The following is a 20603-nucleotide window of genomic DNA, read 5'->3' on the forward strand; positions in this document are numbered from 1 at the left end:
CTCGGATTTACAGCTGTCTGCATGTTTGGCCGCCATATTCAACTCTAGGATGGGGGTTTCGAGTACGAGAGACGAACGCCTCAGGAGGAAGCGTGTCAACGACACCCCATGATTCAGGCGGATTCTCTTGGGAAGACGCCCTGCCCTACATTCTTTGGCGAACCCAGAATGCGGTGCACCGCTCCCTGCAGGACGCGATCAAAGACCTGGATGTCACGGTGACCCAGCTCGGTTTGGCAGTGCACCTGCACAAGCTCGGCCCGCTCTCCGCCTCTGACCTGGCCCGGGGGATCCACATCACCCCGCAGAGCGTGTCCACTGCCTTGACTCGGCTCGCTGAGATCGGTTGGGTCGATCGCCAACCGCACCCGGTGCACCGCCGGATCGTGCTGTTCAACATCTCGGAGCGCGGGCTCGAAGGAGTCCGCGAAGGTTCCGCGCGAATGGCATCCATCACCGAACGAGTGACGGGTGTGATGTCGGACGGCGGCGCCGAGACGGTGGTCGGCGAGCTCCGTCGCGTCCTGCTGGAGCTGGAGGGCAGCGACCGGCCGATGGAGCTCCTTTGGCCGATCCGCAACTACCTGTGACCCTATTAACAGTTATCTGTAATAGTGTGAGCTGTATCAAAACAATCCTCGTTTGGAGGGAACGGCCATGCCGACTATCCGTTTCGTTGTGACCGCAACCTCGTGGGTCACCCCATCGCTCCGGCGCGTGCACCTGAAGACCGAGGACCTCTCCGCCTTCGCCGAGAGTTCGTTCACCGACCGGTACGTCAAACTGGTGTTCCCCAAGCCCGGTGTCGAGTACCCGGACCAGATCGACGTGCGGGCGCTCCGCGGCGTCCTTCCGCCCGAGGAACTGCCGGATGTGCGCACTTACACCGCGCTGAACCCGAACCTTGACGCGGGCACGATTGACATCGACTTCGTCGTTCATGGCGACGAGGGCATCGCCGGCCCCTGGGCGGAAGCCGCCGCGGTTGGTGACATCCTGATCGTCAATGGCCCGGGCGGCGCCTATCGGCCGGACCCGACGGCGGACTGGCACCTGCTTGTCGGTGATGAGTCGGCCGTCCCGGCCGTCGCCGCTGCCCTGGCGGCACTGCCCGACTACGCCGTGGCGCGGGTTGTTGTGCTCGTCGAATCAGAGGCTCACGAGCCGCAGCTCGAGCTCCCGGCCGGCGGAACCGTCACCTTCGTGCACCGCGAGAGCGCGCCGGATGGCGCCCTCGAGGCCGCAGTCCGCGGTCTGGAGTGGCCAGACGGGCGGGTTCACGCGTTCGTCCACGGCGAGGCCGAAGAGATCATGAAGGGTGTGCGGCCGTATCTGCTCACCGAGCGCGGCCTCTCGCGTGACCAGGTGTCGATCTCGGGCTACTGGCGTCGCGGCCGCACCGAAGACGGCTTCCGGCAGTGGAAGTCGGAGTTCGCCCGTGAAGAGGGCGCCGAACCGCGTGCCGATGGCCGCCCAGCCGGGCGACCGCTCGCTGCAGGGCTGCGCTGAGGGCTCGTCTCGTACGGGTCGAGGAACGCGCCCGCGTGCGAGAGCCGTGGGTTGAGCAGCGAGCGAGGAACGAGCCCGCGTATCGAAACCGGCTCAGTCCCGAGACATCCGCTCGGCCAATTCCGCTCGGCCCATACGGTTGAATAGAACCCATGGCCTACCAGTTTGAGCGCAAGCAGCGGATCGCGATTCTCGGCGGAGGACCTGGCGGATACGAAGCGGCGCTCGCCGGAGCCCAACTCGGTGCCGACGTCACGTTGGTCGAGCGAGTCGGCGTCGGCGGTTCGGCGGTGCTGACCGATGTCGTGCCCTCGAAGTCCCTGATCGCGACAGCGGACTCCGCTACGGCGATCAGCGAGGCAGGCGAACTCGGCGTGCAGTTCTTTACGCGCACCGAGGCCGGCCACCCGAGCCGTCCGGAGGTCGCCGTCAACCTGGCCGCGGTCAACCAGCGCCTGTTGCGGCTCGCCCGCCAGCAGTCCGACGACATGCACCGCCAGCTCGATCAGGCCGGGGTGCGGATCGTGCAGGGCGACGGTCGGCTGGAGGGCACGAACCGCATCGTCGTGTCCACGGCCAAGGGCAAGAAGGGCACCGACTTCGACGCGGTCGACGCGGACACCATCATCGTCTCGGTGGGCGCCCGCCCGCGGGTGCTGCCGTCCGCGCAGCCGGATGGGGAGCGCATCCTCACCTGGACGCAGCTGTACGACCTGACCGAGACGCCCGAGCACCTGATCGTGGTCGGTTCCGGTGTGACCGGTGCCGAGTTCGCCTCCGCGTACCGCGCCCTCGGATCGCAAGTGACGCTGATCTCCAGCCGTGACCAGGTGCTGCCGGGCGAGGACGCCGACGCCGCCGCGGTGCTCGAGGACGTCTTCAAGCGCAACGGCATGACCGTGCTCTCCAAGAGTCGCGCGCAGTCGGTGGAGCGCACCGCCGACGGTGTGATCGCGACCCTGTCCGACGGTCGCACCGTCGAGGGCTCGCACTGCCTGATGGCGGTCGGCGCAATCCCGAACACGGCCGGCATCGGGCTGGAGGAGGCCGGCGTGCAGCTGACCGAGTCCGGGCACATTCGGGTGAACCGGGTCGCTCGCACCTCGATGCCGATGATCTATGCCGCGGGGGACTGCAGCGACTTCCTGCCGCTGGCGTCGGTGGCGCAGATGCAGGGGCGCACCGCGGTCTACCACGCGATGGGCGACGCGGTGAATCCGACCGAGCTGCGTAACGTCACCTCGAACATCTTCACGCAGCCCGAGATCGCCACCGTCGGCTGGACCCAGAAACAGATCGAGGATGGCATCGCCCAGGGCATCATCTACAAGCTGCCGCTCGCCTCGAACCCGAGGGCGAAGATGCAGGGCGTCCGCGACGGTTTCGTGAAGCTGTTCGCGCGCACCGGCTCGGGCACCGTGATCGGGGGCGTCATCGTCGCGCCGCGCGCCTCGGAGCTGATCCTGCCGATCGCGATCGCCGTCGAGCACCGGTTGACCGTGGACGAGGTCGCCCGCGCCTTCGCCGTGTACCCGTCGATGTCGGGCAGCATCACGGATGCCGCCCGCGCGATGCACATCGTGAACTAGAGGGCTTCGGGCCGAACTGCGCGGTGTTTCTAGAACAACGCGGGTGGTTGAACCCCCGCGCGGTTGACGAACGTCCGCGCAGTTCTCGTGTACCCGCACGAACCTCCGCGTAGATGTGCGTCCTCTCTCGCTGGTTATCCACAAGAGGCTTCCATCCACAGGGGACGGATGCCTCTGGCCTCGAGTTAGCTGCTGAACGACTCTCGGGTGCATGGCTCAACTGACGCAGCTTCCCTGGACCGACCACTTGCTCCGTGTTCGTGATCTTGACCAAGTAGGGACTCGACACGAGTTCCTTCGCCAGGTGCGCCGGGGCGAATTCGTGCGGGTCGTGCGTGGTGTTTACGTGCGCAAGAACGTCTGGGCGCAACTGGATCGGCACGCCCGCCATCGCGCGCAAGTCAAAGCCACGGCGCTTGCGGCGACGGACGATCTTGTGTTCTCTCACCAGTCAGCAGCCGCGCTCTGGCGTCTACCTTCTGTCGGTCCATGGCCAGAACGAGTGCACGTCTTGCACCCAGCCGGGGGACGGTCGAACTCGCACCTCATCCGGCACTCCGTCGGGATCCCGCAGAACCTCGTGACAATTGATGGGCTGAGCGTGACTACGCTCGCACGGACCGCTGTCGATCTTGCGGCGACCATCCCGTTTGGTCACGCGGTCACCGTGATGGACGCTGGGCTGCGCCGTGCCACGCACCCGCGGTTTGATGTGCCGCCGACTCCGCTGACACGGGACGAGCTCTATCAAGAGCTCGACCTCATCCCGCTACGGCGGGGACGTCTCAGAGCGAGTCGGGTCATCGAATTCGCTGATGGAGCCGCCGATCGTCCGGGAGAGTCGATGAGCCGAGTAAGCATGCTGCTCGCCGGAGTCACGATGCCGCTGCTTCAGGTACCGATCACTGGGGCAAGCGGTCGGGTCTACGTAGTCGACTTCTGGTGGCCGCAGTTCAACGTGGTCGGCGAGTTCGACGGGCGATTCAAGTACACCGACCCTGAGTACATGCAGGGACGCACCGGTGAGCAAGTGCTTCTCGACGAGAAGGCACGGGAGGATGACATCCGTGCCGCCGACCACGGGATGAGCCGGTGGCCATGGGAAGTGGCGGTGTCGCCCGAGAGGTTGCGCGCGCATTTACGCAACGCCGGCGTGCGATAGCGCAGACTTGCCAGGCGGGGTCCGGAAGCTGTTTCGGAACAGGCCGGATCGCAACTGCGCGCCGATTTGGCAACAGCGCGGCTGTTCCAACCAGGGAGCTACAGACTGCGCGCCGATTCAGGAACAGCGCGCCTGTTCAAGCATCCGCTCAGTTACCGAAACACCGCGACGTTCTCAGACGCCCGGACGAACCACCGCGGAGTCACCAAGACGCCGCGCGGATGGGACGGCCCCACGGGATTCGGCTCGGCGACGACGCACATGCCGCCAGAAGCCCTCTAGTCGACGATCGACAACAGCAGGTGCCCCGACGAGACCGTCGTGCCGACCGCGGCGTTCACCGCGGAGACCGTGCCGTCCTTGTGCGCGGTGATCGGCTGCTCCATCTTCATCGCCTCGAGCACCAGCACCAGGTCGCCCTTGACGACCTTGTCGCCGTCGGCCACCGCGAGCTTGACGATGGTCGCCTGCATGGGCGCCTTCACCGAGTCGCCGGTGATCGTCGAGACCGCGCTGGACGCGCGGCGACGCGGGGCGGGACCGGATGCCGCGGCCCCGGTCGACGGAAGCAGACGGGTCGGCAGCGAGACCTCGATCCGCTTGCCATCCACCTCGACGACGACCGCGTGCCGCTTCGCTGCGGGTACGGACTCGAGCAGCTCACCGCTCCACGGTTCCAAGTCGTTGTTGAACTCGGTCTCGATCCAGCGGGTGTAGACACCGAACGGTGCTGCGGTGAACGCCGGGTCATTGACGATCGCCCGGTGGAAGGGCAGCACAGTGGGCATGCCGGCAACCTCGAACTCGTCCAGAGCGCGACGCGCCCGAGCGAGCGCCTCATCGCGGGTCGCGCCGGTGACGATCAGCTTCGCCAGCAGCGAGTCGAACGACCCGGAGATCACGTCGCCGGCGATCACGCCGGAGTCGACGCGCACACCGGGGCCGCCGGGCGCCTTGAACACGTGCACCGCGCCGGGCGCGGGCATGAAGTTCATCCCCGGGTCCTCGCCATTGATGCGGAACTCGAACGAGTGGCCGACCGGGGTCGGGTCGTCGTAGTCGAGCAGCCCACCCTCGGCGAGCCGGAACTGCTCGCGCACCAGGTCGATGCCGGTGACCTCTTCGGAGACCGGGTGCTCCACCTGCAGCCGGGTGTTCACCTCGAGGAAGGAGACGGTGCCGTCCTTGCCGATCAGGAACTCGCAAGTTCCGGCGCCGACGTAGCCGACCTCACGCAGGATCGCCTTCGACGCGTCGTAGAGCGCTTTGTTCTGCTCGTCGGTGAGGAACGGTGCCGGCGCCTCCTCGACGAGCTTCTGGTGACGGCGCTGCAGCGAGCAGTCACGGGTTGAGATGACCACCACGTTGCCCTCGGCGTCGGCCAGGCACTGGGTTTCCACGTGACGGGGCTGGTCCAGGTACTTCTCGACGAAGCATTCGCCGCGACCGAACGCGGTGATCGCCTCACGGGTGGCGGACTCGAACAGCTCGGGGACCTCATCGCGGGTGCGGGCGACCTTGAGGCCGCGGCCACCGCCACCGAACGCAGCCTTGATGGCGACCGGCAGGCCGTGCTCGTCCACGAAGGACAGCACTTCCGCGGCATCCGCAACCGGATTCAGCGTGCCAGGAGCAAGCGGCGCGCCGACCTTCTCGGCGATGTGCCGCGCGGACACCTTGTCACCCAGCTGCTCGATCGCCTCGGGCGACGGGCCGATCCAGATCAGGCCGGCACCGGTCACGGCGCGCGCGAAGTCAGCGTTCTCGGCGAGGAAGCCGTAGCCCGGGTGCACGGCGTCGGCGCCGGAGCGGCGGGCGACCGAGAGGATCTTGTCGATCACGAGGTAGGTATCGGCGCTGGTGGTGCCGTCGAGGGCGTACGCCTCGTCGGCGAGCTTGACGTGCTGGGCGTCGCGATCCTGGTCGGCGTAGACGGCGACGGCGAGGATGCCGGCATCCCGCGCCGCACGGATAACCCGTACCGCGATCTCTCCCCGGTTGGCGATAAGAACCTTCGTGATACGGACCATAGTTCTCCAGCCTACGGTCGCGGATACCGCAGCTTTTTGGGTGGCGCCTACAAAAACCCGAGGAAGGCCCTGCGTGACACCTACAAAACCCCGCGATCGGGTGGCATCCGTGAGGTGCCCAAAAGTCCTAGTCGGAGAGCCCGCTCACTAGGACTTTTGGGCACCTCACGGGAGAACGCGGGGCGCAGCCGGAGTCAGCGGTTCCAGAACTGGTGCAGCGGGATGTCGAAGCCGGCGCGCAGCAGGTGCCGCAGCGTCGGCACCGAGAGTCCGATCACGGTGGACGGCGCGCCGTCGACCGAGGTGATGAACGCGGCGCCCCGTCCGTCCACGGTGAAAGCGCCGGCGACCTCGAGCGGTTCGCCGGTCGCGATGTAGGCGTCGATCTCGTCCTCGGTGATATCCGGCGCGAACGACACGGTCGCGTCCTCGACGCCGCCATACTCGCCGCGCACCTCGCCGCCGCGGTGATCGATCAACCAGTGACCGGAGTGCAGCACACCGCTGCGGCCGACCATCGCCTGCCAGCGGGACCGGGCGACGGAGGGCTCATGCGGCTTGCCGTAAACCACGCCGTCGAACTCGAACGCGGAGTCGCCGCCGAGGATGAACCCGTCGAACGGGTCCCCGTCGACGAAATGTCCGAGGACCGCGGTAGCTTTCGCGCGTGCGAGTTCCAGCACCATCTGCCCCGGTGTCACCGGGCCGAGGGCTGCCGTCACGGCTTCCTCGTCCACCCCCGGACTGATCAGTCCGGCCGGTTCGATGCCCGCCGCTCGCAGTGTCGCCAGTCGAGCGGGTGAGGTCGACGCGAGGTAGAGGCGCACGCGGGCTCCTATGCTCGAAGGATGGGTGAATGGATCGGACGCGACGTCGAGCTTGAGGTTACCAATATCGCCCACGGCGGCATCTCCGTGGCGCGGCATGACGGCAGGGTGATCTTCGTCTCCGACGCGATCCCCGGTGAGACCGTGCGCGCGCGGATCAGTGACGACCGCAAGAAGAGTTTCTGGCGGGCGGACACCGTCGAGGTGCTGAAACCGAGCGAGCACCGCCGCGAGCACGTCTGGTCGGCGGCCTCCGTCGACCGTGATCCCGACAACCGGGCCGGCGGCGCCGAGTTCGGGCATATCGAGATCGGCCACCAGCGCGAGCTGAAGCGCCAGGTGCTCACCGACGCGCTCAAGCGGATGGCGAAGCTGGAGACGGGTGTTGCGGCGGATGTCACCGTCGAGCCGCTGCCCGGCCCGGCCGACGGCACCGGCTGGCGCACCCGGCTGCGGCTGCACGTGGACGAGAGTGGCGTGATCGGTCCGTACGCGGTCCGCTCACACCGGGTGATCCCGGTGCGCGACCTGCCACTGGCGGTCGACGAGGTCGCCGAAACGGCTCCGCTCGGCGACCGGTTCCCCGGCGAGGACCACGTCGACGTGCTGGCGCCCTCCGAGAGCGGCGCTCGGCTGATCATCGGCAAGCAGGCCCGCAGCGAGATCACCGAGCGGGTCGGCGAGCGTGAGTTCAAGCTGTCGGACTCCGGTTTCTGGCAGGTGCACCGGCATGCCGCGGTGACCCTCACCGAGGCGGTGCAGCAGGCGATCGACGACGCCCTGTTCGACCCGAAGGCCGCGAACCTCGACCTGTACGGCGGCGTCGGCCTGCTCGCCGCGGCCGTCGGCGACCGGTTCGGCAGCACCGTGCGCATCACCAGTGTCGAGTCGGACCCGGATGCCACGGACCACGCCGCCCGGAACCTCGCCGACTGGCTCGGGGCGAACGCCGTCACCGGACGCGTTGAGCGCTGGGTGCGTGAGCTCGCGGCATCCGCGGGCCCGGCCGAGCGCGCACGCCTCGAGAAGGCGACCGTCGTGCTCGACCCGCCGCGCTCGGGAGCCGGGCGTGAGGTCGTCGACACCCTCGCCGGCTTGAACCCCGCCCAGGTGGTCTACGTCGCCTGCGACCCGGTGGCGTTCGCGCGCGATGTCGATCTGTTCCGTGGCCACGGGTACGAGCTGACCAAACTGCGGGCGCTCGACATGTTCCCGAACACGCACCATGTGGAGGCCGTCGGTTCACTGACCCGCGTCTGAGGGTCGCTACGATGGACGAGGTTCACGGGGGCGAGGAGACAGCATGACGATGGTGGCAGACGCACAGGCGACGCCGGTCCGAGTGGCGGTCGTTGACGACCATGAATCGGTGCGGCTGGGGCTGAAGGCTGCTTTCACCGACGAGGGCTTCGACTTCCTCGTCGCCACCTCGACTGTCGGCGACCTCGCGCAGGGCCTCGACGGACGCGAATGCGACGTGGTCGTGCTCGACCTGTCGCTCGGCGACGGCTCCACCGTGACCGAGAACGTGAAGAGCGTCCAGGCGCTCGGCGCGGCGGTGCTCGTGCACTCGATCGCCGATCGGGTCGCCAGCGTGCGTGAGGCGCTCGCCGCGGGGGCGGCCGGCGTCATCCCGAAGTCCTCGGCGACCAAGACCGTGCTGGCCGCGGCGGCCACCGTCGCGCGCGGCGAGGTGCTGAACAACCTCGAGTGGGCGAGCGCGATCGACGCCGACCGTGACTTCGCCAAGGCGCAGCTGGGTCGCCGTGAGCGCGAGATCCTGCACCTGTACGCCTCCGGCCTACCGCTGAAGCTCGCCGCCGAGCAGCTCGGCATCGGCTACTCGACCGCGCGCGAGTACCTCGACCGGATCCGAGTGAAGTATGTCGAGGTGGGACGCCCCGCCCCGACCAAGGTTGACCTGCTGCGCCGTGCGGTAGAAGACGGCATCCTGCCCGGGCTGGACCCTGATGCCGACGATGAGCAGTAGCCTCCCGGAGTCCCTAAAGTCCCACCCCCCTCTCAAACCGACCCGAAACCCGATCAGTCGCCGCCGGGTCGAAACGGTGATGACGCGCAGCGTCGCGGTCTTCGGCCTGCTGTTCGGCGCGCAGACCGTGCCGGCGATGGTCGCCCAGATCGATCAGGCTCCACCGGTATGGGCAGCCGCGGTCGTCACCGGACTGTTCGGCAGTCTCATCCTCGCGTTCGCCGCGTCGCTCGCCCAGTTCGGTGTCCGGGTCGCCAACCACATCGTGCCGCTGGCGTACGTTGCCGCGCTGATCAGCTGGCCATTCACCGTCGAGGACCCGGCTTCCGCGTCCGCGGGTAACCACTGGCTGTACTACATGCTGACCGTCGCCACCTCGTCGGCGGCGATCGGGATGTCGCGGCGGTGGGCGACGGCATACCTGTTGGCCGTGCCCGTGCTCTACGGCGTGATCCGGCTCACCCCGCAGGGCGGCGGCTCCACCGGGGTACAAGCCGCGCTCGACGTGATGTACGCGATCCTGCTCGGCGGCGCGGTGCTGATCATGATGACGATGCTCAGGCAGGCCTCGAGCGCGGTGGATGCCGCGCAGTCCACGGCGCTGGACCGGTACGGATCGGCCGTGCGCCAGCACGCGACCGACCTGGAGCGGGTGCAGGTCGACGCCATCGTGCACGACAGTGTGCTGACCACGTTCATTTCCGCGGGGCGCGCGGAATCTCCCGAGGCCAAGGCCCTCGCCGCGGACATGGCCAGGCTGGCCATCCGCCACTTGCGCGATGCCGCCGCGGTCGGCCCGGATGACGGAACCACCATCCGCGCCAATGTCGTCGCCAAACGGATTGCCGCGGCGGCGGGCGCTGTGGCGGTCGACATGGACGTGGTCGTGCAGTCCGTCGGAGCGGTGCGGCTGCCGACCGGCGCCGCCGATGCGCTCTACTCGGCGGCTGTGCAGGCGGTCGTCAACTCGCAGCAGCACGCCGGCCATCAGCGAGGCATCCGCCGCTGGGTGCGCATCAGCGGAATCGCCGACGGCCTGGCGATCGAGGTCGGCGACACCGGCGTGGGCTTCGATGTCGACACCATCCCGCAGGAACGCCTGGGCGTGCGCGTCTCGATCATCGAACGGCTGGAGGGCGTCGGCGGGCGTGCCGAGGTGCGCAGCGCCCCCGGGCACGGCTGTGTCGTCGACATCCGCTGGCCTCACCGCCCGGCGTCACCCGGTTCCCCCGTCGAGGCCGACGATGAGGACGATGAGGACGATGAGGTGAACGAATGAACATCGGCATCCCCCGCGTTCTGGTCCTCGCGATCGCCAGCCTGTTCTCGGGCTACCACCTGGTGCTGGCCGCCTACTCGCTGCTGGCCGACTACGCCGCCGACAACGTGCCGATCATCGTCGCCATGGCGCTCTACGCCGCGGCAACCGCGCTCAGCCTGGCCCCGACCAAGGGCAAGCGGATGCCCCGCTGGATCGCAGCCATCACCGTCGCTGTCGCGATCGCGCTCCCGCTGCTGGTGACCGCGCAACTCGATCCGAACCGTGACGGCGGCAACGGGTACGCCACCTGGTACGTCGCCGCCGTGGGCACGCTCATGACGATCACCTCCACCCGCCGAAGGCACCTCTGGGCGTGGATCGGGACGATCTTCCTGGTGGCGCAGACGGTGATCTGGTCGGGGCTGCCGGCGCTCGGCGCGCTGGGTGTGATCGGCAGTTGCGTGTGGGTCGCCGTCTCGCACATTCTCAGCCGGGCGATCGCCAAGGCGACCCGGGACTCTCGTCGGTTCGCGCAGGCCGAACGCGAGGCCGCCGAATGGCATGCCGCGCAGGAGGCGCACCTCTCCGAGCGCCAGATCCGGCTCGGCCAGACCAGCAGCATGGCGCTGCCGATGCTGAAGAAGATCGCCGCCCGCAAGGGCGAGCTCACCCCGGAAGAACGCCGCGAGTGCCTGAACCTCGAGGGCGCCATCCGCGACGAGATCCGCGGCCGCAAGCTGTTGAACGATGGGGTGCGCGAACAGGTGATGGCCGCCCGCCGCCGCGGCGCCACGGTCACCCTGCTCGATGAGGGCGGGATCGATGACCTCAGCGAGACCGAACTGGAACGGGTGCTCGACGAGCTGGCCACCGCCCTGCGGGGTACAGACGCCGACCGCGTGATCGTGCGCACGGTGCCCGAGGGGTCGGATGTCGCGGTCACAGTCGTCGGACTGCGAAACGTCGACAACGGCCACGCCAGCGCCCTCGGCCAGGAGTCTGAGGATGACGAGGTGGCGTTGTGGCTGGAGATCTCGCGGGTGGCGACGGCGCGGTCTGAGGCGCTGGCGGAGTAGCCACCGGCTGACCCGGTCAATGGATGACCCGGTTAAAAGAGGAAGGGCCGCGCATCCCGCACGGCCCTTCCAAACCCCGAGTCAGGACAACAACCCGAATATTGTCCTGACTCGCCCCCAGTCATCAGCCCGCTTACCCTAGTCGGCTGATGATTGGTTGGTATCGCTCTGTGAGAGACACCTAGCAATATCTATAGTCGTACCTGCCGCGCAAGAGCAAAAGTCGTCATTTCGGGGGACTACCGGGGGACATCTTTCGGTGCGACCCTTCGCTCACTCGTTGAAATCACGGGGCAGAAGCTGGCACCCTACCCCCGATCGAGGCACACAAGGGGTACAACTTAGCCCGAGAATGATCTCCACCCGGACTGCGGCTGAAGTGGCATCCGGAGCACCCGTGTGCTCAAGTCCCACGCCGAGCGTCCGGTCTGCTTGCGACGGTGGGTCTCATCGGAGAGTTGCTGCACCGCGGCACCGAGCACGGCATGCGTGGCCGCGAGCTCGGTGCCGGATGGGGAACCGCTGGTGACCCGCAGATCGAGGTTCTCGGTCACAGCGGGATGTTCCCATGCTTCTTCGCCGGCAGCGCCGCCCGCTTGGTCTTCATCGCCCGCAGCGCCTTGATGATCGCGACGCGCGTCGCCGCAGGTTCGATCACGCCGTCGAGTTCGCCGCGCTCGGCGGCCAGGAACGGGGAAGCCACGTTGTAGGTGTACTCGTTCGCCAGCTTGGTGCGCACCGCGGCGACGTCCTCGCCGTTCTGCTCGGCTTCGCGGATCTCGTTCCGGTAGAGGATGTTCACCGCGCCCTGGCCGCCCATCACGGCGATCTCGGCGGTCGGCCAGGCGTAGTTGATGTCCGCGCCGAGCTGCTTGGAGCCCATCACGATGTAAGCGCCGCCGTAGGCCTTGCGGGTGATCACGGTGATCAGCGGCACGGTGGCCTCGGCGTAGGCGTAGAGCAGCTTCGCGCCGCGGCGGATGACCCCGGTCCACTCCTGGTCGGTGCCGGGCAGGTAGCCGGGGACGTCGACGAGGGTGATGATCGGGATCGAGAACGCGTCGCAGAAGCGAACGAACCGGGCCGCCTTCTCGCCGGCGTCGATGTTCAGGGTACCGGCCATCGCGTTCGGCTGGTTGGCGATCACGCCGACCGAGCGTCCCTCGACGCGGGCGAAACCGATCACGATGTTCGGCGCGAACAACGGCTGCACCTCGAGGAAGGATCCCTCGTCGGTGACGTGGTCGATGATGCTGATCACGTCGTAGGGCTGGTTCGGGGAGTCCGGGATGACCGTGTTCAGCTTGCGGTCGGCGTCGGTGATCTCCAGCTCGGACTCATTCTCGTACGCCGGCAGTTCGGCCAGGTTGTTGTCCGGCAGGTAGGCGAGCAGGGTGCGCGCGTAGTCGAGCGCGTCATCCTCATCGCTGGCGAGGTAGTGAGCGACGCCGGAGATCTTGTTGTGGGTGAGCGCTCCGCCGAGCTCTTCCATGCCGACATCCTCACCGGTGACGGTCTTGATCACGTCCGGTCCGGTGACGAACATCTGGCTGGACTTGTCGACCATGATCACGAAGTCGGTGAGCGCGGGGGAGTAGACCGCGCCGCCGGCTGCCGGGCCGCAGATGATCGAGATCTGCGGGATGACGCCGGAGGCCTGGGTGTTGCGGCGGAAGATCTCGCCGTACTTGCCGAGCGCGACGACACCCTCCTGGATGCGCGCCCCGCCGGAGTCGAGGATGCCGATGATCGGCACGCCGGTCTTCAGGGCCAGGTCCATCACCTTGATGATCTTCTCGCCGGCGACCTCGCCGAGCGAGCCGCCGAAGATGGTGAAGTCCTGCGAGTACACCGCGACCTGCCGGCCGTGGATGGTGCCGATTCCGGTGACCACCGCGTCGCCGTATGGGCGCTTCTTCTCCATGCCGAACGCGTGGGTGCGGTGCCGCACGAACTCGTCCAGCTCGACGAACGAGCCGTGGTCGAGTAGCTGCTCGATCCGTTCCCGGGCGGTTTTCTTGCCCTTGGCGTGCTGCTTGGCGATAGCGGCCTCGCCGCTGGCCGTCACCGCTTCGTGGTAGCGCTCCTTGAGATCAGCGAGCTTGCCAGCGGTCGTGGACAGGTCGGGCGAGGGGGTAGCGTCTGCGGTCACGCTTTTCACTCTAGCGACGGGTCAGGTGGGCCTGCCGTTGTGGCATGGCCACAATCTGAGGGCGAATCGTTGGTGCGAGCGCAGGAGACACCCGCTCTGGCCGGCCTCGTCCAGGCCGGTCTCGGCAAGCTCGACCAGCGAAATGGCAACCTTGCGGCCACCCGCCGTTCACCGGGTGTCCCCCGAACCGGTAACTTCCGCTCCATAACGTGCCAACCGTGCGTGCCGTTTCGCTTGCGTGGGTTGAGTCCCCGCTACAGCTGGTTGGAGCGGTCGAGTTCTCGGCCGCCACCGGCGCGCGCATGACGATCATTCCGCGCGACACCGGTCCGCAGATGGCCTCCACCGCCCGCGAAATCGTCCGGCGAGGACTGCCCGACGGGGTGCTCCTGTCCGCCAAGGCCCGCGACATCCCGTGGTCGCAACTGCGCCGCCACCAAGGCTGGCTGCTCGGCGACGCGCTGTCCGGCCAGGCCAGGCTGGCCCTGGCCCGGCTGCGCCCGGAACGGGTCGTGCTCGTCGATGACGGCGCGATGACCCTGCGCCTCGCCGACGCATTCAGCGGGCGGGCGAAGTTCGCGAGGCCGAACGTCAGCGAGGGCCCCACCATGCGGCTGCTCGGGCGGATGGCGCGGTCGGTGCTGCGATCCGCGCAGACCACTCTGTTCACCTATCACCACCGGGCGCTGCCGCCGCTGGCGGCGTTCCGCCGCGCTGGCGGGATGGTTGAGGCGAACAGCTTCACCTGGGTGCGCCGGGCAGGATCCGCCATCCGGATGCCGCAGTCCCGCGTTCTGCTCGGTACCGCGCGCGTGGTCGACGGGCTGATGACCGCCGATGCGCACCTCGGGTGGGTGCGGGCGCAGGCGGCCGCCGGACCGGTGGTGTATCTGCCGCACCGTCGGGAGACCGATCTCGACCGCGTCGCCGCGGTGCCGGGGGTCCAGGTCGTGCAGACCGGGCTGCCGGTGGAGCTGGCGCTCGCCGGCACCGACAAGCCGCTGGAGATTGTCAGCCTGCCGTCGAGTGCGGTGGACACGTTGCGGATTGTGCTCGCGGGGACGGGGAGCACAGTGTCTGAGGTGGGGGTTGGGGGTTTCGAGACGCTCGCTGGCGCTCGCTCCTCAACCACCGGAAAAGAGAGCACCCCGTGAACGGGCGGGTGGTTGCGGTGATCCCCGCTCGGGGCGGCTCCAAGGGGGTGCCGCGCAAGAACCTGCGCCTGGTCGGCGGCCGGCCGCTGATTGCGCGCGCCGTGGATGCCGCCCTGGCCAGCGAACGCGTCGACACCGTCTACGTGTCCACCGACGATGCCGAGATCGCCGAGGTCGCTCGCGCAGCCGGCGCCGAGGTGATCGACCGGCCGGCTGAGCTCGCCCGCGACGAGTCCAGCTCCGAAGACGCCCTGCTGCATGCGCTCGAGGTGCTCGAGAGCGCGCCGGTGGTGCTCGTCTTCATCCAGCCCACTTCACCGTTCATCGACCCGGCGGCGATCGACGCTGCCATTGACCGGGTTGCCGCCGGTGAGGACGTCGTCTTCTCCGCGGCGCCTACCCACGCGTTCCTCTGGCGGGAGGGCGCGGACGGTGCCGAAGCGGTCAACCACGAGGCATCCGTTCGCCCTCGCCGGCAGGATCGCGACCCGCAGTTCCAAGAAACCGGCGCGTTTTACGTGATGCGCGCCGATGGCTTCCGCAAGGCGCGGTTTCGCTTCTTCGGCCGGATCGGCATGGCCGTGGTCGACGAAGCGGACGCGCTGGAGATCGACACAGTCGAGCAACTCAGGCTCGCTGACCACCTCGCGACACTCGCACAACCGACACTCGCAGAAAGAAGGAACCCATGAAGGTCCGCATTGGGAACAACATCATTGGTGAGAACGAGCCGGTGTACGTCATCGCCGAGATCGGTCTGAACCACAACGGGGATGTCGAGTTGGCGAAGCAGCTGATTGACGTGGCGGCGGAATCCGGGGCGCAGGCGGTCAAGTTCCAGAAGCGCACCCCTGACATCGCCACGCCCGAGCACATGAAGCTCACCCCGCGGGACACTCCGTGGGGAACCATGAGCTACCTCGAGTACCGCTACCGGGTGGAGTTCGAGCGCGCCGAGTACACCGAGATCGGCGACTACGCCACCATGCGCGGCCTGGACTGGTTCGCGTCGCCGTGGGACGAGCCCTCGGTGGACTTCCTCGAGGACATGAACGTCGTCGCCTACAAGATCGCGTCGGCGTCGATCACCGACATGGGCCTGCTCGCGCGGATCGCCGCCACCGGCAAGCCGGTGATCCTGTCCACCGGAATGTCGACCTTCGAGGAGGTCGAGGCCGCCGTTGACATGCTCGGCACCAACGGCCTGGTCATCCTGCACGCCACCTCCACCTACCCGCTGCCTCCCGAGGAGGCGAACCTGCGCATGATCCCCACCCTGCAGCAGCGCTACCCGGGTGTCCCGGTGGGCTACTCCGGCCACGAGACCGGACTCCAGATCTCGCTCGCCGCGGTCGCGTTGGGGGCGACCGTCGTCGAGCGACACATCACCCTCGACCGTGCCATGTGGGGATCGGATCACGCCGCCTCGCTGGAGCCGCACGGCCTCGAGAACCTGGTCCGCGATATCCGGATCATCGAGCAGGCCATGGGCGACGGCGTGAAGCGCGTGTTCCCGGGCGAGCTGGCCCCGCAGGCGAAGCTGCGTCGCGTCCTCGCGTGACGGCGGTTCGTGTGAGAGTGGCTGCGTGAAGGTCGTCGCGGTCGCCGACACCGACTCCTACTCCAAGTGGGCGGCATCGTTGCTGGCGGCGATGCCGGATGCCTGGCAGAAGCGGTTGGTGCTGCTGGCGACCCCGCTCGCGCCGAGCGCCGACCAGGTGCGCACCGCCCTGCTCGGCACCGGGCTCGACGCGGCAGACGTGCCGATGCTCACCCTGCGCGAGTTGAAGGATTGGCTGGCGATCGAGCGACCGGATGTCGTCGTGGCGTCCACTCTCGGATCGGTCGCCGAGCTGGTGCTCGGTGTCGCTCACCACGGGTCGGGGCGGGACGGGTCCGGGCGGGACGGTTCGCGGCGGGGCGGTTCGCGGCGCCCGGTGCTGGTCACCGGCCTGCCGGGCATCGGCGTGCCGGTGCGGAAGCGGGCGATCACGCACCGATCCCAGGCTGACCTCTTCGTCGTGCACTCGCGGCGGGAGCGGCGGGAGTTCAACACGCTCGCCGCCGAGCAGCGGATCCCGATGCGGTTTGGGCTGGCCACGCTGCCGTTTCTGCCGTCGTCCCCGCCGCCCGCCCCGCTGGTCGAGCCTGCCGAGACCCGCCCCACCTCGGTGGTTGAGGAGCGCCCGAGCGCAGCGAGAACGCGTCTCGAAACCCGTGGCACCGACGTAGTCTTCGCCGCGCAAGCAATCGTCCCGGCCAAGCGTCCGGACCGGATCCGCCTCCTGAAGGCACTCGCCGCCCTGGCGACATCCGACCCCACCCGCCGTGTCGTGATCAAACTGCGCGCGCGTCCCGGCGAGCAGCAGACACACCGGGAACGCGACGGGTACGACGAGCTGTTGGCTGAGCTGCCGGATGCCCCGGCCAACCTCGTCCTCGATCACAGCTCGATGGCGGATGCGCTCGATCGTGCCGGCGCGCTCGTCACGGTCAGCTCGACGGCGGCGCTCGAGGCGATCGCGCGCGGGCTGCCGGTGCTCGCCCTCGATGATTTCGGGGTCGGTCCGGCGCAGATCAACGAGATCTTCGAGGACAGTGGCTTGTTCGGCTCGCTCGAGGATCTCGCCGCTGGCCGCTTCGGTGTGGTCAATCCGGGCTGGCTGGACGAGAACTACTTTCACGGTGCCGCCCAGGATGATTGGCTCGACCACCTTGACGCGCTCAACCTGGAACGAGAGCGCGGCAATCTGCCGGTGCGGCCGTTCCGGCGGATCGCCGGCGGTCCGCTGGGCAGGGCGTGGCGGCGCAAGCAGGCGCTCGGTCGTTACGACCGAAGCGTGGGCGGGTCGCTCGCGCTCGTCGTCGGCTCGGTGGCCCTGCCGACGCTCAAGGCGCTGCGCCGGTTGCGTAAGAGTCTGCCCGCCGGCTGATCCGACGCCTCAGCGGCTCGGCCGCCGGCCTCCTGTTTCATCATGGCGGATCCGAATCTCATCATGGCGGGTCCGAATAGCTGCGAGCATCCTGACGGGCGATCGACCACCCGCCGATCCTCTCCACTAGCCACCTGAGGCGATTGGTACGGCGTCGGTTCCGTGGTGTCCGGCTGGTGGACTTTCGCTCGGGGGCGGTGCTCCGCCGGGCTGCGAGGTTTCCCGGGGTGGCGAGGTTTCGCTGGGTGGTGGTGTTTCGCTGGGTAGCGAGGTTTCGCTGGGTGGTGGTGTTTCGCTGGGTAGCGAGGTTTCGCTGGGTGGTGGGCTTTCGCTGGGTGGTCGGCTTTCGCCAGGTGATCTGGCGCCGATGGGCACATCGACTGGCGCCGGGGCCGGGGCCGGCGCCTGGGCCCGGGCAGGAAACCGAGTGCCGCCTCGTCCGCCCAGGGCATTCCGTGCCGGGCTCATCACGTCGCGCAGCACGGCACTCTTGGATGGCATCGGAATGGGCGTCTGCTGCGGGTCCTCGCTGGGCGGCGGGATCAGCAAGTAGCTGCCACCTCGCCGAATAACTTGCCAGCCGTTGTTGTGCAGCAGCAGGTGATGGAAACGGCAAAGGAGAACCCCATCTGCAGTGTCGGTCTTCCCCTCGTCGCGCTGCCACTCTTCGATGTGGTGGGCCTCAGTCATGTCAGCGCAGACCGGGCACCCCGGCCAGAGACATCCGCCGTCTCGGGCGGCGAGAGCGACGCGTTGACCGGGACTGAATAGCCGACGTTTGCGTCCCAACTTCAGTGGCTGTCCATGGCCATCAACGGTGAGCAAGAGGGCGCCCGCGGTGCAGATGATTCGTTCTGCCGTCTGAACGGAAACCGGGATATCGCTGTTTTCGAGGCGCGCGGGACCACGTCCGCTCTCGAGGTTGGGCGCTGCAACCAGCACCCGGACGGCCGGCAGCCGCGTCCCGAGGATTTGACGCGTGTCGGCGCTGCCGGTGCTGATCGCCAACCGCAACAGATCGACCATGGCATCGTGCACGTACTGGTCGGTCGTCCGCGGGTCGTCCACGACTCGCTGTGCCCAGGCTTTCCCTGCGGCGTCGACGAATCGGGGCCCACCGCGGCGGGGCGAGGTGATCTTGTCGTACAGGTCGTCGAGCAAGGCGGCGGTCTCGACATCCGGATCAAGGATGAACCTGGGCAGCCCATTCGGCCCCGTGACCCGTCGGAACGACCGCTGCTGATGAAGGAACTGCTCGCGTTCCGCAATCAACGCGTCATCGAGCTCTTCCCGCAATGACCGGGCCAGGGAGAACACCTGCCGCTCATCGGCCGGCAGACCAGCGGCGTGAGATTGTCGGAGGCTCTGCAACAGAACAGCGGCCGCGTTCATCAACGCGGCCGCTGAGATGGTCTCGGTCACCTCACCGAGCCCGCGCTCTATGCCGTCGAGGGCATCGGCCGAGAGCCAGCCCGCTCGGACCGCGTCGATCGCGTCGGTGAGCCATGGCTTCGTTGGTGGTGGAGCTGGAGCTGAAGAATCCGGATCAGCCGGGTGCTCGCGCATGATTACGCCCACCCGAACCTGGCGGGCGGCATCCCGAGGCGTGGTACCGGTGGTCTGCTGGACGAACTTGGTCGTCGAGCCGAAACCCTTGCGCTGTACGAGCCCATCGTGCCCGTTCTCGCGCACCGAACGCGCGGCGATCTCACCGGTCACCTCGGTGGCGCGGGCGTCGAGCATCCGTCTGGCGTCGGCGAACTGACCATGCACCGCTAGCAGCACGTCATCCGACAGCCCTTGCAGCGCAGCCGACGAGACGGGCACGCACCCGACGGCGGCGACTAGGTCGGCCACCGTCTCCTCGTATGTAGCTGCGATTTGTGGCATGCATCCATTGTTTCAGCTTCGAAGATAAATACGAATGCCTTTCGAATAAGTCGTCAAGAAATTTTTTGGGGAGGAGAGGACGGGCGGGAAACAGGGAAGGAGGCGCGCTGGGCAAGCTCAGTCAACGGGTAACCGTCTCGATCAGCGCGTGAGAGGCCCGACCAGCGGATGGCAAGCCCGATCAGCGCGTGCAAACCGATCAGCCGCGCCACCCGGTCAATCAGCGGGTGCGGCGTCCGAACCGCCGCCGCAGCCCCCACCAGGTCACCCGCGCCATCGCTTCGAATACGATTGCGCCGCTCATCTTGGATTCGCCGTGTTCGCGCTCCCGGAAGATGATCGGTGTCTCCGCGACGCGATGCCCGGCATCCAGCACTCGCAGCGCCATGTCGACCTGGAAGCAGTAGCCGCGGGAGTGCACGTCTTCAAGTGGCAGCTGGCGCAGCACGTCTGCCCGGTAGGCACGGAAGCCGGCAGTGGCGTCCCGCACCGGAATTCGGAGCGCAATCCGCGTGTAGCCATTGCCGGCGCGGCTCAGCCAGCGCCGGGGCCATGCCCAGTTGACGACCTGCCCGCCGGGCACCCATCGGGAGCCGATGGCGAGCCCAGCACCCTCCGCCACCGCGGTCAGCATCGCAGCCAGAGCGCTCGGAGGGTGCGACCCATCGGCGTCCATCTCGACGATCACGTCGTAGCCGTGCTCAAGCCCCCAGCGGAACCCCGCCAGATACGCGGCGCCCAGGCCCTGTTTGCCGCCGCGGTGCAACACCTGAATGCGTGGGTCGGATGCCGCCATCCCATCAGCGACCCGACCCGTGCCGTCCGGGCTGTTGTCGTCGACGACGAGCACGTCGACCGTCGGCTGTGCGGTGAACAGCCGCTCGAGCACCGGCGCGAGATTGTCCTTCTCGTTGTAGGTCGGCGTGATGACGAGCACCCGCGCCGCAGCCGGGCCACGGCTCGATTCGATCACCGGCCCATTCTGTCAAATATGAGCCCCAGCCAGAGACGCCGGACTAGTCGGATAACT

General features: G+C 67.9%; 18 protein-coding genes. 12 read left to right on the top strand and 6 right to left on the bottom strand.

Translation table 11 applies throughout. The features are described from left to right. Nucleotides 1-92: 92 nt before the first annotated feature. The 4 genes from GO591_RS02090 to GO591_RS02105 all read left to right on the top strand — a co-directional run bounded on the left by GO591_RS02090 (nucleotide 93) and on the right by GO591_RS02105 (nucleotide 4260). On the top strand, nucleotides 93-590 hold the full coding sequence (locus GO591_RS02090; RefSeq protein WP_157155290.1) for a MarR family winged helix-turn-helix transcriptional regulator: 498 nt from the start codon (nucleotides 93-95) through the stop codon (nucleotides 588-590). Between the two features lie 67 nt (nucleotides 591-657). Continuing rightward, nucleotides 658-1509 (top strand): siderophore-interacting protein, encoded by an 852-nt coding sequence (locus GO591_RS02095; RefSeq protein ID WP_157155291.1) that lies wholly within the window; start codon nucleotides 658-660, stop codon nucleotides 1507-1509. Between the two features lie 152 nt (nucleotides 1510-1661). Beyond that, a complete protein-coding gene (locus GO591_RS02100) occupies nucleotides 1662-3098 on the top strand; it encodes an NAD(P)H-quinone dehydrogenase (RefSeq protein WP_157155292.1) in 1437 nt (478 codons plus the stop codon). A gap of 601 nt (nucleotides 3099-3699) precedes the next feature. Continuing rightward, nucleotides 3700-4260, top strand: a complete 561-nt coding sequence (locus tag GO591_RS02105; protein WP_157155293.1) for a hypothetical protein — start codon at nucleotides 3700-3702, stop codon at nucleotides 4258-4260. 278 nt (nucleotides 4261-4538) lie between these two features. On the opposite strand, the gene GO591_RS02110 is transcribed toward GO591_RS02105, so the two are convergent. Further along, nucleotides 4539-6290, bottom strand: coding sequence for an acetyl/propionyl/methylcrotonyl-CoA carboxylase subunit alpha (locus GO591_RS02110; protein ID WP_157155294.1), 1752 nt, complete (start codon nucleotides 6288-6290; stop codon nucleotides 4539-4541). A gap of 194 nt (nucleotides 6291-6484) precedes the next feature. Beyond that, the gene (locus tag GO591_RS02115; RefSeq protein WP_198295525.1) at nucleotides 6485-7117 is read right to left on the bottom strand and encodes a Maf family protein; all 633 of its coding nucleotides are present in this window, start codon (nucleotides 7115-7117) and stop codon (nucleotides 6485-6487) included. Between the two features lie 21 nt (nucleotides 7118-7138). On the opposite strand from GO591_RS02115, the gene GO591_RS02120 reads away from it, so the two are divergent. The 4 genes from GO591_RS02120 (at nucleotide 7139) to GO591_RS02135 (ending at nucleotide 11444) form a co-directional block, all read left to right on the top strand. After that, nucleotides 7139-8377: a class I SAM-dependent RNA methyltransferase gene (locus tag GO591_RS02120; protein ID WP_157155296.1), complete on the top strand. Its 1239-nt coding sequence runs from the start codon at nucleotides 7139-7141 to the stop codon at nucleotides 8375-8377. A gap of 43 nt (nucleotides 8378-8420) precedes the next feature. Then, nucleotides 8421-9107: a response regulator transcription factor gene (locus GO591_RS02125; protein WP_198295526.1), complete on the top strand. Its 687-nt coding sequence runs from the start codon at nucleotides 8421-8423 to the stop codon at nucleotides 9105-9107. Nucleotides 9108-9186: 79 nt separating this feature from the next. Next, nucleotides 9187-10386: a sensor histidine kinase gene (locus GO591_RS02130; protein WP_198295527.1), complete on the top strand. Its 1200-nt coding sequence runs from the start codon at nucleotides 9187-9189 to the stop codon at nucleotides 10384-10386. Then, on the top strand, nucleotides 10383-11444 hold the full coding sequence (locus tag GO591_RS02135) for a hypothetical protein (protein ID WP_157155297.1): 1062 nt from the start codon (nucleotides 10383-10385) through the stop codon (nucleotides 11442-11444). The genes GO591_RS02130 and GO591_RS02135 overlap by 4 nt, the downstream gene beginning before the upstream one ends. A 341-nt stretch (nucleotides 11445-11785) precedes the next feature. On the opposite strand, the gene GO591_RS02140 is transcribed toward GO591_RS02135, so the two are convergent. Both GO591_RS02140 and GO591_RS02145 read right to left on the bottom strand, forming a co-directional pair. Beyond that, nucleotides 11786-11998, bottom strand: coding sequence for an acyl-CoA carboxylase subunit epsilon (locus tag GO591_RS02140; protein WP_157155298.1), 213 nt, complete (start codon nucleotides 11996-11998; stop codon nucleotides 11786-11788). Beyond that, a complete protein-coding gene (locus GO591_RS02145) occupies nucleotides 11995-13596 on the bottom strand; it encodes an acyl-CoA carboxylase subunit beta (protein WP_157155299.1) in 1602 nt (533 codons plus the stop codon). The genes GO591_RS02140 and GO591_RS02145 overlap by 4 nt, the downstream gene beginning before the upstream one ends. A 209-nt stretch (nucleotides 13597-13805) precedes the next feature. Here GO591_RS02145 and GO591_RS02150 point away from each other — a divergent pair, with 209 nt between their 5' ends. Genes GO591_RS02150 through GO591_RS02165 form a run of 4 tightly spaced genes read left to right on the top strand, consistent with a single transcriptional unit; the run spans nucleotide 13806 to nucleotide 17683 of the window. Then, nucleotides 13806-14750, top strand: coding sequence for a hypothetical protein (locus tag GO591_RS02150; protein ID WP_157155300.1), 945 nt, complete (start codon nucleotides 13806-13808; stop codon nucleotides 14748-14750). After that, nucleotides 14747-15442, top strand: a complete 696-nt coding sequence (locus tag GO591_RS02155) for an acylneuraminate cytidylyltransferase family protein (RefSeq protein WP_232466241.1) — start codon at nucleotides 14747-14749, stop codon at nucleotides 15440-15442. The genes GO591_RS02150 and GO591_RS02155 overlap by 4 nt, the downstream gene beginning before the upstream one ends. Beyond that, nucleotides 15439-16311 carry an N-acetylneuraminate synthase family protein gene (locus GO591_RS02160; protein ID WP_157155301.1) on the top strand — a complete coding sequence of 291 codons (873 nt, stop codon included), beginning with the start codon at nucleotides 15439-15441 and terminating at the stop codon, nucleotides 16309-16311. The genes GO591_RS02155 and GO591_RS02160 overlap by 4 nt, the downstream gene beginning before the upstream one ends. 25 nt (nucleotides 16312-16336) lie before the next feature. Then, complete coding sequence (locus tag GO591_RS02165; protein WP_157155302.1) at nucleotides 16337-17683, top strand: DUF6716 putative glycosyltransferase; 1347 nt, start codon at nucleotides 16337-16339, stop codon at nucleotides 17681-17683. Nucleotides 17684-17809: 126 nt separating this feature from the next. Here GO591_RS02165 and GO591_RS02170 read toward each other — a convergent pair whose 3' ends face one another. Both GO591_RS02170 and GO591_RS02175 read right to left on the bottom strand, forming a co-directional pair. Then, entirely contained in the window at nucleotides 17810-19573 is a 1764-nt protein-coding gene (locus tag GO591_RS02170; RefSeq protein ID WP_157155303.1) for an HNH endonuclease signature motif containing protein, read from the bottom strand. Nucleotides 19574-19793: 220 nt separating this feature from the next. Continuing rightward, entirely contained in the window at nucleotides 19794-20546 is a 753-nt protein-coding gene (locus tag GO591_RS02175; protein ID WP_157155304.1) for a polyprenol monophosphomannose synthase, read from the bottom strand. Between the last annotated feature and the right edge of the window lie 57 nt (nucleotides 20547-20603).

The organism is Diaminobutyricimonas sp. LJ205 (genome assembly GCF_009755725.1).
Classification (GTDB): domain Bacteria; phylum Actinomycetota; class Actinomycetes; order Actinomycetales; family Microbacteriaceae; genus Ruicaihuangia.